The sequence below is a fragment of the Martinezella tropici genome (assembly GCF_003287875.1).
Taxonomy (GTDB): Bacteria; Pseudomonadota; Alphaproteobacteria; order Rhizobiales; family Rhizobiaceae; genus Rhizobium; species Rhizobium tropici_C.
On sequence record NZ_QMKK01000025.1, the window covers coordinates 333,665 to 346,484 of the forward strand.

Annotated in this window: 11 protein-coding genes; 9 read left to right on the plus strand and 2 right to left on the minus strand. The window is 60.4% G+C overall.

Going from position 1 to position 12,820, the window contains the following annotated elements:
• The first annotated feature begins 1 nt into the window (after position 1).
• The 5 genes from DQ393_RS09650 to DQ393_RS09670 all read left to right on the plus strand — a co-directional run bounded on the left by DQ393_RS09650 (position 2) and on the right by DQ393_RS09670 (position 4,960).
• Positions 2-874: a carbohydrate ABC transporter permease gene (locus DQ393_RS09650; protein ID WP_112341526.1), complete on the plus strand. Its 873-nt coding sequence runs from the start codon at positions 2-4 to the stop codon at positions 872-874.
• A gap of 47 nt (positions 875-921) precedes the next feature.
• Positions 922-1,794: a carbohydrate ABC transporter permease gene (locus tag DQ393_RS09655; protein WP_245430301.1), complete on the plus strand. Its 873-nt coding sequence runs from the start codon at positions 922-924 to the stop codon at positions 1,792-1,794.
• Positions 1,795-1,806: 12 nt separating this feature from the next.
• Positions 1,807-2,094: a DUF2160 domain-containing protein gene (locus tag DQ393_RS09660; RefSeq protein WP_112341527.1), complete on the plus strand. Its 288-nt coding sequence runs from the start codon at positions 1,807-1,809 to the stop codon at positions 2,092-2,094.
• A gap of 69 nt (positions 2,095-2,163) precedes the next feature.
• On the plus strand, positions 2,164-3,894 hold the full coding sequence (locus tag DQ393_RS09665) for an ABC transporter substrate-binding protein (protein WP_112341529.1): 1,731 nt from the start codon (positions 2,164-2,166) through the stop codon (positions 3,892-3,894).
• A 205-nt stretch (positions 3,895-4,099) separates the two neighbouring features.
• Positions 4,100-4,960, plus strand: coding sequence for a 5'-nucleotidase, lipoprotein e(P4) family (locus DQ393_RS09670; RefSeq protein WP_112341530.1), 861 nt, complete (start codon positions 4,100-4,102; stop codon positions 4,958-4,960).
• A gap of 247 nt (positions 4,961-5,207) precedes the next feature.
• Here the strand turns inward: DQ393_RS09670 and DQ393_RS09675 are convergent, their stop codons facing one another.
• Positions 5,208-6,503 (minus strand): ABC transporter substrate-binding protein, encoded by a 1,296-nt coding sequence (locus DQ393_RS09675; RefSeq protein WP_112341532.1) that lies wholly within the window; start codon positions 6,501-6,503, stop codon positions 5,208-5,210.
• 150 nt (positions 6,504-6,653) lie between these two features.
• On the opposite strand from DQ393_RS09675, the gene DQ393_RS09680 reads away from it, so the two are divergent.
• From DQ393_RS09680 to DQ393_RS09695, 4 genes are all read left to right on the plus strand, one after another.
• Positions 6,654-7,676 (plus strand): LacI family DNA-binding transcriptional regulator, encoded by a 1,023-nt coding sequence (locus tag DQ393_RS09680; RefSeq protein ID WP_112341533.1) that lies wholly within the window; start codon positions 6,654-6,656, stop codon positions 7,674-7,676.
• Between the two features lie 41 nt (positions 7,677-7,717).
• Positions 7,718-9,574 carry a DUF2264 domain-containing protein gene (locus DQ393_RS09685; protein WP_112341534.1) on the plus strand — a complete coding sequence of 619 codons (1,857 nt, stop codon included), beginning with the start codon at positions 7,718-7,720 and terminating at the stop codon, positions 9,572-9,574.
• Positions 9,571-10,596, plus strand: a complete 1,026-nt coding sequence (locus tag DQ393_RS09690) for a hydroxyacid dehydrogenase (RefSeq protein WP_112341536.1) — start codon at positions 9,571-9,573, stop codon at positions 10,594-10,596. Before DQ393_RS09685 ends, DQ393_RS09690 begins: the two co-directional genes overlap by 4 nt.
• Before the next feature lie 217 nt (positions 10,597-10,813).
• Complete coding sequence (locus tag DQ393_RS09695; protein WP_112341537.1) at positions 10,814-11,401, plus strand: transglycosylase SLT domain-containing protein; 588 nt, start codon at positions 10,814-10,816, stop codon at positions 11,399-11,401.
• Between the two features lie 31 nt (positions 11,402-11,432).
• Here DQ393_RS09695 and DQ393_RS09700 read toward each other — a convergent pair whose 3' ends face one another.
• Entirely contained in the window at positions 11,433-12,695 is a 1,263-nt protein-coding gene (locus DQ393_RS09700) for a Gfo/Idh/MocA family protein (RefSeq protein ID WP_112341539.1), read from the minus strand.
• Positions 12,696-12,820: the final 125 nt, after the last annotated feature.

The window sequence follows — 12,820 nt, forward strand, 5'->3', positions numbered from 1 at the left end:
GATGGACAAGACCTGGAACAACAAAGCCTGGTTCATGCTCATTCCGGTTCTGCTGCTCGTCGGCTTTTCCGCCGTCATTCCGCTGATGACCGTCGTGAACTATTCGGTACAGGACACGTTCGGCAACAACGTCTTCTTCTGGGCGGGCACGCAGTGGTTCGAAGAGATCCTTCATTCCGGTCGTTTCTGGGATTCGATGATCCGCAACCTGATCTTCTCCTTCGTCATCCTGGCGATCGAAGTGCCGCTCGGCATCTTCATCGCGCTTAACATGCCGAAGAAAGGCATCGGCGTTCCCGTCTGCCTCGTGCTGATGGCCTTGCCGCTGCTGATCCCGTGGAACGTCGTCGGAACGATCTGGCAGGTCTTCGGCCGCAGCGACATCGGCTTGATGGGTTATGTGCTGGTCAATCTCGGCATCGACTACAACTATGTCTCCGATCCGGCGGACGCCTGGGCGACGATCATCATCATGGACGTCTGGCATTGGACGAGCCTCGTCGTGCTGCTCTGCTATGCCGGCCTCGCCTCCATTCCCGACGCCTTCTACCAGGCCGCCAAGATCGACGGCGCCTCGCGCTGGTCCGTCTTCCGCTATATCCAGCTGCCGAAGATGAACCGCGTCCTGCTGATCGCCGTGCTGCTGCGCTTCATGGATAGCTTCATGATCTATACCGAACCCTTCGTCGTGACAGGCGGCGGCCCAGGCAATTCCACGACCTTCCTGTCGATCGATCTCGTGAAGGTGGCGCTCGGCCAGTTCGACCTCGGCCCGGCAGCAGCCATGTCGCTGATCTACTTCCTGATCGTGCTGCTGCTCTCCTGGGTCTTCTACACCGTCATGACCAATTACGATGCAGGAGCGAGCCGATGAGCGGCAAACCTCTATCCACCACGGCCGATGCCGCCGCGATGCACAAGATGGCCGCTTCCGATGCCGCCGCAAATGCCGTTACGGCGACGGGCGCGCGGGTCAGCCGCCGCCAAGTCGAGAAAGGGCGCTGGTCCTGGCTGGTGCCGACGCTCTATATCGTCTTCCTGCTGCTGCCGATCTATTGGCTCGTCAATATGAGCTTCAAGACCAATGAGGAAATCGTCAGCGGCCTGACGCTCTATCCGCATCAGCCGACGCTGCGCAACTACGCGATCATTTTCACCGATCCGTCCTGGTACAGGGGCTACATCAACTCGATCACCTACGTCGTCATGAACATGGTGATCTCGGTTGCCTGTGCGCTTCCCGCCGCCTACGCTTTCTCGCGCTACCGCTTCCTCGGCGACAAGCATGTCTTCTTCTGGCTGCTGACCAACCGCATGGCGCCGCCGGCGGTCTTCGCGCTCCCCTTCTTCCAGCTCTATTCGGCCTTCGGCCTGATCGACACCCATATCGCCGTCGCGCTGGCGCACTGCCTGTTCAACGTGCCGCTGGCGGTCTGGATTCTCGAAGGCTTCATGTCCGGCGTGCCGAAGGAGATCGACGAGACGGCTTATATCGATGGCTATTCATTCCCGCGCTTCTTTATCAAGATCTTCATTCCGCTGATCGCAAGCGGTATCGGCGTCGCCGCCTTCTTCTGCTTCATGTTCTCCTGGGTGGAACTGCTGATCGCCCGCACCTTGACCACGACTGATGCCAAGCCGATCGCCGCCATCATGACACGCACGGTCTCCGCCGCCGGCATGGACTGGGGCCTGCTTGCCGCCGCAGGCGTGCTGACCTTGGTTCCCGGTGCGCTCGTCATCTATTTCGTCCGCAACTACATCGCCAAGGGCTTCGCGCTCGGCCGCGTCTGAAGGAAAACCGCCATGAATACAGACTTTTCCTGGATGGCCTGGACGCTGCCGACGGTGCTGTTCTTTGCGACGATCCTGCTCTTGCTGATCGGCATGGCGGTCTGGGAATATTTTTCGCCGGGCGGCAATCCGCGCCTCGGCATCCTGCGCTTCGAAACGACACGCGGCGACCGGCTGTTCATCTCGCTGCTCGGCGCCGCCTTCATCCATCTCGCTTGGCTGGGCCTGGGAGGCCCCAGCCTCTGGTGGGCTCTTGCTCTTTCCGTGGTCTACGCCGTCGGCGTCTTCCGTCTGGTCTGAAGCAAACCGATAAGGCGGCCGGCGGTCCGGCCGTCCCGAAATGCACTCGCAACCTGTAGGGAGGAATATATGCGAAGACATCTCTTGACGACGACGGCTGTCGCCCTGCTGGCCCTGGCCGGCACGGCCAACGCCGGCATGAACGAAGCCAAAGCGTTCCTGGACAAGGAGATCGGCGATCTTTCGACACTCTCGCGCGCCGACCAGGAAAAGGAAATGCAATGGTTCGTCGATGCAGCCAAGCCTTTCCAGGGCATGGAAATCAAGGTCGTTTCGGAAACGCTGACGACCCACCAGTATGAATCGCAGGTTCTGGCACCCGCCTTCACCGCCATCACCGGCATCAAGGTCACCCACGACGTCATCCAGGAAGGCGACGTTGTCGAAAAGATCCAGACACAGATGCAGACCGGCCAGAACCTCTATGACGGCTGGGTCAACGATTCCGACCTGATCGGCACCCATTGGCGCTACAAGCAGGTGCGCAATCTGACGGATTGGATGGCGGGCGAGGGCAAGGACGTCACCAATCCCAATCTCGATGTCGCTGATTTCATCGGCACCAGCTTCACCACCGCTCCGGACAAGAAGCTTTATCAGCTTCCCGACCAGCAGTTCGCCAACCTCTACTGGTTCCGCTACGACTGGTTCAACGACCCGAAGAACAAGGCCGACTTCAAGGCCAAATACGGTTACGAGCTCGGCGTACCGGTCAACTGGTCGGCCTACGAGGATATCGCCCAGTTCTTCACCGGCCGCGATGTCGATGGCAAGAAGGTCTTCGGCCATATGGACTACGGCAAGAAGGACCCGTCGCTCGGCTGGCGCTTCACCGACGCCTGGCTTTCCATGGCCGGCAACGGCGACAAGGGCCTGCCGAACGGTCTGCCGGTTGACGAATGGGGGATCAAGGTCGATGCCAATTCGCGTCCTGTCGGCTCCTGCGTCGCGCGTGGCGGCGACACCAACGGACCGGCCGCCGTCTATTCGATCCAGAAATATCTCGATTGGCTGAAGGCCTATGCTCCGGCGGAAGCGCAGGGCATGACCTTCTCGGAATCCGGTCCGGTTCCGTCACAGGGCAATATCGCCCAGCAGATCTTCTGGTACACGGCCTTCACCGCCGATATGGTCAAGCCCGGCCTGCCGGTCATGAATTCGGATGGCACGCCGAAGTGGCGCATGGCGCCGTCTCCGCACGGCGTCTACTGGAAGGACGGCATGAAGCTCGGCTATCAGGACGTCGGTTCCTGGACGCTGATGAAGTCGACCCCGGTCGACCGCGCCAAGGCCGCATGGCTCTATGCGCAGTTCGTAACCTCGAAGACGGTGGATGTGAAGAAAAGCCATGTCGGCCTCACCTTCATCCGCGAATCCACCATCCGCGACAAGAGCTTCACCAAGCGTGCGCCGGAACTCGGCGGCCTGATCGAGTTCTATCGCTCGCCAGCCCGCGTGCAATGGTCGCCGACCGGCACGAACGTTCCTGACTATCCGAAGCTCGCGCAGCTCTGGTGGCAGGCGATCGGCGATGCCGCATCGGGTGCCAAGGATGCGCAAGGAGCCATGGATGCGCTCTGCGCCGATCAGGAAAAGGTGATGCAGCGCATCGAACGCGCGGGCGTTCAGGGCGATATCGGTCCGAAACTCGCTGAAGAGCACGATCTTGCCTACTGGAACGCCGATGCCGTGAAGAACGGTCATCTCGCTCCGCAGCTGAAGGTCGCCAACGAGAAGGAAAAGCCGATCACCGTCAACTACGACGAGCTGGTCAAGAGCTGGGCCGACGCGAAGAAATAAATCGGGTTCATGATGCTATAGTGGATGCCGGGGCTCGAAAGAGCTCCGGCATTTTTCGTTTGGTCTTACAAAAATAACGCTGCGATGACTGTCACAGGCTTGACACATTTCCCGCGAGCACGAACTATCCCTATCCGGATCATGATGTCGACATACATCAGAACCCATTGATATATTTCATGGATTTCTGCACAAGGAGAACAGCGTGAGAAACGGATATTTTGGGCGCAGGACGCTCATCACCGCCATTGGCCTTGCGTCCGCCTTGCCGGCTTTGGCCGCCGATCTGCCGGCACCATCGCCCGACGACAATCTCAATGCCGTTCTTTGGGACCAGACCTCGGTGGAGGCGCAGGCCAACGCGCTGGGTGCCTATGCGCTCGGCCGTATCAGGCTCGATGAAGCGCTGGCCGACAAGAACTGGACCGCAGCTCCGGTCGAGCAAACAGGTAATTTCCAGGACTTTCCGCCGGCCATCATCCTCGATGTCGACGACACCGTGCTCAATACATCGCCCTACCAGGCGCGTAACGTCACGGCGGGTACGAGCTTCAAGCCGGAAACCTGGACGCAATATGTGAATGCCCAGCAGGACAAGCCGATTCCCGGCGCGGTGGAATTCACCCAATATGCCGCTTCAAAAGGCGTGAAGGTCTTCTACGTCACCAATCGCACTGCCGATGAGGAAGGCCCGACCGTTGAAGAAATGAAGCGCTTCGGTTTTCCGATGGGTGACAATGTCGACACTTTCCTGAGCGCCAAGGAACAGCCGGACTGGGGTTCTGCCAAGGGCACGCGCCGCGCCTTCATCGCCAAGAACTACCGCATTCTCCTGATGTTCGGCGATAATTTCGGCGACTTCACCGACGACTACAAGGGTACGGTCGAAGAGCGTCAGAAAGCCTTCGAGGCCAACAAGGCGCATTTCGGCCACGACTGGATCGCCATCGCAAACCCGACCTATGGCTCGTTCGAAAGCGCACCCTACAAGGGTGACTACAAGCTCGCGCCGGAAGAACAGCGCCGGATGAAGCAGGATGCACTGAAGCCCTGGGATGGGAAGTAACGGCAGACTTTGAGGAGAGTGCGATACCCCCTCTGTCACTTCGTGACATCTCCCCCATAAGGGGAGATTATTAGGGTTTGCCGCTTGTCACTCGTAAAACAATAAACAGCAATTTGAGCGGATTCGATGTTTCCTTGAGGTACGGCATGCCCGCGAGTTACCGATCTCCCCTTGTGGGGAGATGTCACGAAGTGACAGAGGGGGGTGACGGCGGCGCGGCATATAACAAAGCCCGGATAAACTCCGCTCAACCCTTCCGCTTCAGTTTCGTCGCACCTTCCTCCACCAGCCGCTTCGCTGCCTCGGCAACCGTGATCTTTCCGAAGGCGAGCTGGTCGGCGACGGGGCGGGCGACGTTTACGTCGAATTCCTGCGAACCGAGCGGTGCCGGCACGGGATAGGTGCCGACCTGATCTTTCAACAGCTCGATATAGTGCACCGTCTGCTGCTCCACCGGATTGAGCGTCGGCAGGATGGCGGCGCGTACGGTGGGCGACATCGGCACGCCGCGTTCGACGCCGAGGATCTTGCCAGCCTCTACATCGTTAACGAAGAAATTGATGAATTTCGCCGCCGCTTCGCCGTTCTTGCTGGTGGCGCCGACGCTCCAGATCAGCGCCGGGCGATAGTAGTGGCCAGATGGACCATCCTTCTTCTCGCGCGGCAGCATGGTGACGGCAAGCTTACTTTTGACGACAAGCTGGTAGCCAACGAGCTGGTTGGAATAGGCCATGCCGATGGCCGATTTGCCGAGCGCCAGGCAGTTGCTCTCGATGACGTTCTGGTCGAGCGTCTGGACATCGGCAGAGACCGTGCCGCCGCGTTTGCGCAGGTCTTCCCAGTAGCTGTACCATTCCTTGGCATCATCGACGCCGAAGCCGAGCCCGCCCTCCTCCGTAAAGAGGCTTTTGCCGCGCTGGCGCAGCCAGACATCGAGCACGTAATTGTAACGTGCGCCATAAGGGCCGCCCCAATAGCCGCGCTTACCGGCAGCCTTGGTCATTTCCACCGCGAGATCGGCATATTCGGCCCATGTGGTTGTCGGACCCGGCGGCGTCAGGCCGGTCTTCTTGAACATCTCCTCGTCATAGAACATTGCGAAGGAATTCAGCCCGAGACCGACGCCGTAAAGCTTGTCGTCGATCGTGGTCAGCTTCAGCACGTCCTTGCCGAAACTGTCGACATTCAGCGTCGAAGGTACGAAGTGGTCGAGCGGCATGCAGGCGCCGCGCTTGGAATAGTCGGAGATCGTGCTTGGCTCGAGCTGGAAGACATCGGCGATGTTCTGGCTGGCCATGCCAGTGGCAAGCTTCGCCCAATAGCCGTCGCCGCTGATGCTCTCGCCGATGACGGACAGATCGGGGTTCTTGCTATGGAACAGCTCGGCAACGGCGACCGTGCGCTTGCCGCGATCGGGCGAACCCCACCACATGGCTCGGAGCTGCGTCGTATCGGCAAAGGCGGGCATTGCGCTTCCCCCGACGGCAAGGCCAGCTGCGGTTCCGGCAGCTCCGATCATGAAAGAACGACGATTCATGCGCATGAGATTCCTCCTTCTCTTGCGTATCATCCGCAGCGATCTCCCCGACGCCTTCAGCGGACAAGTCGGTGCGACGATATGCAACTTCATTGCACTGTGCAATAAAAAATCTTTCTGTTGCAAATTTGCATAATTTTGCATAGCGTTTGCGGCATGAACGATATACGCTCCAAACGCATCAGGCAGGCCGACATCGCCACTGCCGCCGGCGTCTCCGTCTCGACGGTATCGCGGGTCCTCACCAATGAACCCGGCATCAGCGAGATGATCCGTCAGCACATCTTCAAGGTGGCGAGCGATCTCGGCTATCCGCTGAAGACAGCAGCCGAGACGGCAGCCGGCGGCCTGGCATTGATCGCCAGCGACAGCGTCACCGGCGGCCTGAGCGTCTTCTATGAAGGCATACTGGAGGGCCTTCGCGCAGGCGCTGCCGAGCGCGGCATGCGCTTCGACATCCGCCTCATCCGCGAGGCAAGGACGGAACCGGAACTGGTGAGGGAATATCTGCAGGTCGCCGGCGCCGAAGGCCTCTTCCTCGTCGGCATCGACCCCTCGGAAGAGCTCTGCCGGTGGCTCGACGCCAGCGGCACCCCGACTGTGCTTGTCAACGGCACAGACCCGAAGCTGCGCTTCGACGGTGTTTCACCCTCGAATTTCTTTGGCGCCTATAACGCAACCCGACGCCTGCTCGATGCCGGTCACCGTCGCATCCTGCATTTGACCGGCTCACATCGCCAGACGATCCGCGAGCGCATCCGCGGCTTTGAGGCGGCGATCGCTTCGGTGGAAGGCGCTGAAGGCCGCATCGTGCCGATGAATTTTCGCGGTAGCTCCAGCCAGGAAGCTCATGACAAAACCGCCGAGATCCTTGCAGCAGGCGAAGGCTATACCGCCGCCTTCTGCATGAACGATTTCATCGCCGTCGGCGTGCTCGACGCCGTCGTTGAAGCCGGCCTTCGGGTGCCGGAGGATTTTGCCATCGTCGGCTTCGATGATCTTCCCTGTGCCCTGATGACCAATCCCCGGCTGGCAACCATGCGCGTCGACCGCGCAGCCCTTGGCCGGGAAGCCATCGGCCTGATGATCGCACGCTTCCGCGACCGCGATGCGCCGGCCCGCCACATCTGCCACGGCGTTCCGCCGATCGCCGGCGGCACGCTGCCACCCGAAACCTGAAGCTCAATCCCGCCGCGGAAACGATCGAGAAGGCCGAACCGATGATCTATGACCCCGTCAGCGCCAATCCGCTTGCCGGCAATCCGCTGAAGACCCTTACGGACATGCGCCGCGCGCTGACTGACCTGTTCGATCCGCTGCTGCCCTATTTTTCCGAAGGCAATGCACGCGTTCGCATCGATGGTGCAGGCGCCCATTTCGACCGCGCAGCCGCCGATCTCGAAGGTTTCGCCCGCCCCCTCTGGGGCTTGGCTCCGCTCGGCGCCGGCGGTGGCGACTTCAGTCACTGGGATCGCTACACAGAGGGCCTCGCCAATGGCGTCGACCCGAAGCATCCGGAATATTGGGGCACGGTCAACGGCCGCGATCAGCGCATGGTCGAGCTGGCCGCCCTCAGCTTTGCGCTGGCGCTCGTGCCCGAAAAGATCTGGGAGCCGCTCGATCGGCGCGCCCGCGACAATCTGATTGCCTACCTCAAGCACGCCCGCACCTTCGACTACGCCGACAACAATTGGAAATTCTTCCGCATCTTCGTGGATGTGGCACTCGACCGGCTCGGCGCCACCTTCGACCGCAGCCTGACGGAAACCTATCTGAACGAGCTGGACGGCTTCTACATCGGCGATGGTTGGTATCGCGACGGCAATGTCCGCCGCATCGATCATTATATTCCCTTCGCTATGCACTTTTACGGGCTGATCTATTCCAAGCTCGTCAATGACGACCGCGCCAAGCACTATCGTGAGCGTGCCATCCTCTTCGCCAAGGATTTCCGTCACTGGTTCGCGCCCGATGGCGCCACGATCCCTTTCGGCCGCAGCCTCACCTATCGCTTCGCCTGCGCCGGCTTCTGGTCGGCATTGGCCTTTGCCGATGTAGAAGCGCTGCCTTGGGGCGAGATCAAGGGCCTGTGCCTCCGACACCTGCGCTGGTGGGCCGACAAGCCGATTGCCCACCGCGACGGCACTCTGCCGATCGGCTTTGCCTATCCCAACCTGCTGATGTCGGAGAACTATAATTCTGCCGGCTCACCCTATTGGGCCTTCAAGGCCTTCCTGCCGCTGGCGCTGCCCGAAACACATCCATTCTGGACTGCAGAAGAAAAGCCACCGGAGAGTGAGCCGGCTATCATCCCGCAAAAACATCCCGGCATGGTCCTGATGCGCAGCAAGGATGACGTCGTTGCACTCTCCTCCGGCCAGGAAAACCAGCAGATGCGCTTCGGCGCGGAGAAATACTCGAAATTCGCCTATTCTGCCCGCTACGGCTTCAGCGTCGAGAGCGACGAGCGTATCTTTGCCGGCGGCGCCTTCGACAGCATGCTCGCCTTCAGTGACGACGGCCTGCACTATCGCGTACGCGAGACCAATGAAGAAGCGAAGCTCGCCGGGTATACGCTTTACGCCAAATGGTCCCCTTATCTGGACGTGACGGTAGAGACATGGTTGGTGCCGGCCTCGCCCTGGCACATCCGCCTGCACAGGATCACCACGCCGCGGCCGCTGCAGACGGCCGAAGGCGGCTTTGCCATTGCACGGCGCGACTTCGAGGCCGACACGCTCTTCTCCGCGACCGGCTCCGCCTATGCGATCGGCCAAGAGGATTTCAGCGGCATTCTCGACCTCAGCTCGACGATCGCACGCGAAGGCGTTGCGCAAAAAGCGCCGCCGAATACCAATCTTATCGTTTCCAAAACGCTGGTGCCGCAATTGCGGGGCACGATTCCGGCTGGAGAGACCATTCTCGTCTCCGCCGTGCTTGCGGCGAAAGACCCATCCGCCGTCCAGTATGCCTGGAGCAACCCGCCGGCCAAACCCGATATCGATACGCTGCGCACACTCGTCAAGGACAAGGGCATTATGGTCAGCGCCATCGAGGCGCCGGGTCGCCTGCCATGAGGCCATTCCCCTCCAGCCGCCCCGCCATCGCCCTCGCCATGCAGCCATCGCGCACGCAGCATGTGCTGCCGGACGCACTCATCCGGCGCCTCGATGCCGTCGGCCGCGTGCTCGATGCCGCACCGATGCAGCGCTTCGACGATGAACGTGCGGCCAAGCTGCTCTCGGAAACCGAAATCCTAATCACCGGCTGGGGAGCGCCGACAATTGATGTTGCTGCGCTCGCACAGGCGCCGCATCTGAAGCTGGTGGTCCACGCCGCCGGTACGGTGAAGGGCCTGCTGGGGGACAGCCTCTTCGACCGCGGCGTCCTGGTGAGCCATGCCGCCCAAGCCAATGCGCTGCCGGTCGCCGAATTCACGCTGGCCGCCATCATCTTCGCCGGTAAGAAGGTCTTTCAGTTTCGTGATCTCTACGTTGCCGATCGCAACCGCAATCGGACGATATCGATGCACGCCGAGGCCATCGGCAACTACGGCCGCACCATCGGCATCATCGGCGCTTCTCGCATAGGAAGGCGCGTGATCGAGCTGCTTTCGCCCTTCGACTACCGAATCCTGCTCCACGACCCCATGATCGGTGACGCCGAGGCGGCCACACTGGGCGTGGAGAAAACCGAGCTGGACGCACTCATGGCATCAGCCGATATCGTCTCGCTGCATGCGCCTTCGCTGCCGGCGACGCGGCACATGATCGATGCTCGCCGACTCTCGCTAATGAAGAACGGGGCGACGTTCATCAATACGGCACGCGGCGCACTGGTCGATGAAGCGGCCCTGATCGCCGTGCTGAAAACCGGCCATATCGACGCGATCATCGACGTCACCGACCCGGAAATTCCGGAGGCCACCTCGGCGTTTTACGAGCTGCCGAACGTCTTCCTGACACCGCATATTGCCGGTGCCGTCGGGCTGGAGCGAACCCGCCTCGGTGAGATGGCGATCGATGAAGCCATCCGCTTCATCGAAGGCAAGCCGCTGCTCTACGAAATCCGCCGCGAGGATATGGCACTGATGGCATGATGCGGCGCAGCAAATCCATGAAAACACCCTGAAATCGCCCCATTTCGGCACAGGCAAACAACCCGTTTTTAATCATTCCGCGCTAGCAATCTCATAAGCGTAGGTCCGCCAAAGGCTCGGTCTCGAATTTTCGGAAAGGATCATACGCCGGCAGGTTGTTGCTGCGTATCTCGTGCCTTTGAAAGACGCACGGCGCAGCAATGAAGAGGTTCTAGTAATGCGTACCCGCGTCCTTTCCATTCTGGCCGTAATGCTGCTCGGCGTGCTAGCGGGCTGCGCCACCGCACCCCGACATACCCGCAACATCTGCGCGATCTTCGACCAGCGCGATGGCTGGTTCAACAATTGGCAGCGCGCAGCCGAACGCACGGAACGCAAATACGGCGTGCCGGTGCCGATCCTGATGGCGACGATCTATACCGAATCCGGCTTCCGGCCGCGCGCCCGCCCGCCGCGGCGCTATTTGCTCGGCTTCATTCCCTGGAAGCGTCCGACGACGGCTTACGGCTATTCGCAGGCACTCGACGGCACCTGGGACAAGTACAAGCGCGAAACCGGCAACTGGACGGCAAGCCGTACCAACTTCGCCGACGCCATCGACTTTGTCGGATGGTATCACTACCAGACGCATTTGCAGACGGGCGTTGCGCTGAATAACTCCTACGATCTCTATCTCGCTTATTACTCAGGCCCGAAGGGCTACTTACAGGGATCGTGGCGCGGCAATTCGACCGCACTTGCAGGGGCCAGACGCTTCAACGGCATGACGCGAATTTACGCGCAGCAGCTGCCGAGCTGCAGCTGATTTCGAAACGCGAAAGCTCAATACCGCGGCCCTAAGGCCGCGGCTCCAGCAGATTGAGACCGCCATCTTCGCCCCAGATATCGGCGACCGACACCTGCTGGCCGGTGCGGCTGCTCTGCAGCGCGGCAATGCCACAAAGAACCGACATCGCCCCTGCCCGCGAACCTGCTCGCTGCTTGAGTTCGTCATTCGGGCCGGAGCGAAGCAGCATGTTGCGCAGTCGATCGTCGCCGCCATAGTGCCCACCGGACGAATGCGGCACCCATATGCGCTCGACATCGCCGGAATTCTTCATGACGACGATCTCGTCGGCCGGCGGTGTCGTCCAGTTCTGCTTCTCATATTGCCGGAGCTCGATGCGCCCCTTGTGTCCGTTGAAGGCGATGTGATGACCTTCGATCGGCATATAGGTATTCAGGGAATAAGAGACGTTGATGCCGTTGCGATAGCGGATGGATGCCACCATCGTATCGGGGATATCGATATCCTCGCGGAAGACGCAGGCATCGCGTACATAGCCGTCGACGGTCGATGGATCCTCATAGAGACTTTCGAGCAGTGGCGTCGCGCTGATGTCGAGATAATAGTCGCATTCGCCCTTGTAACGACAGGTGCGACAGCGCTCGCCGCGGAACGGGCCTTTGCGGCCATAATGCTTGAGATCGGCAAAAGCGGCGACCGTTTCCGGATCGGAACCCAGATACCAGTTCAGAAGGTCGAAATGATGCGTCGCCTTATGAACGAAGAGACTGCCGGAATTTTCGACATAAGCATGCCAGCGGCGGAAGTAATCGGCGCCATGGCTTGTATCGAGATACCAATGGAAGTCGACCGAGGTGACATTGCCGACGACGTCGGAATTGATCAGCTCCTTGATCTTCGCAGCGGTCGGCGCGAAGCGGTAGTTGAAGGAGATATCCAACCGTTTGCCGGTGCGCGCCTCGGCATTGAGAATGCGTTTGATCTTCTCGACCGTCGTCGTCATCGGCTTCTCGCTGATGACATCGGCGCCCGCCTCCATCGCCTTGACGATCAGGTCGTCATGGGTGGAATCGCGGGTGCAGACGATGACGAGATCCGGCTTTTCCGTCCGCAGCAGCTCGTCGAAGTCGGTATAGATAGGCACCGATGCGCCGATATACTGCAGCGCCCGCTTCGCGCGCATGGCATTGAGATCGCACACCGCCACGAGTTCGACCTCGTTGCTCCAGCGCTCGACCAGATCCTTGCCCCACATGGTCGTGCCACGATGGCCAGTGCCGACGAGGGCGTAACGTTTTTTCGATGGCTGCATCTGCTCCTCCACAATCTGCGAACAGCGATAATGAGGCCTGGGCGGCCTGAACTTACCTCAGCGAAGTGCCCCTCACCCGACCCTCTCCCTGCTTGCGGGGAGAGAGGGCTTTCCCACCAAATCAG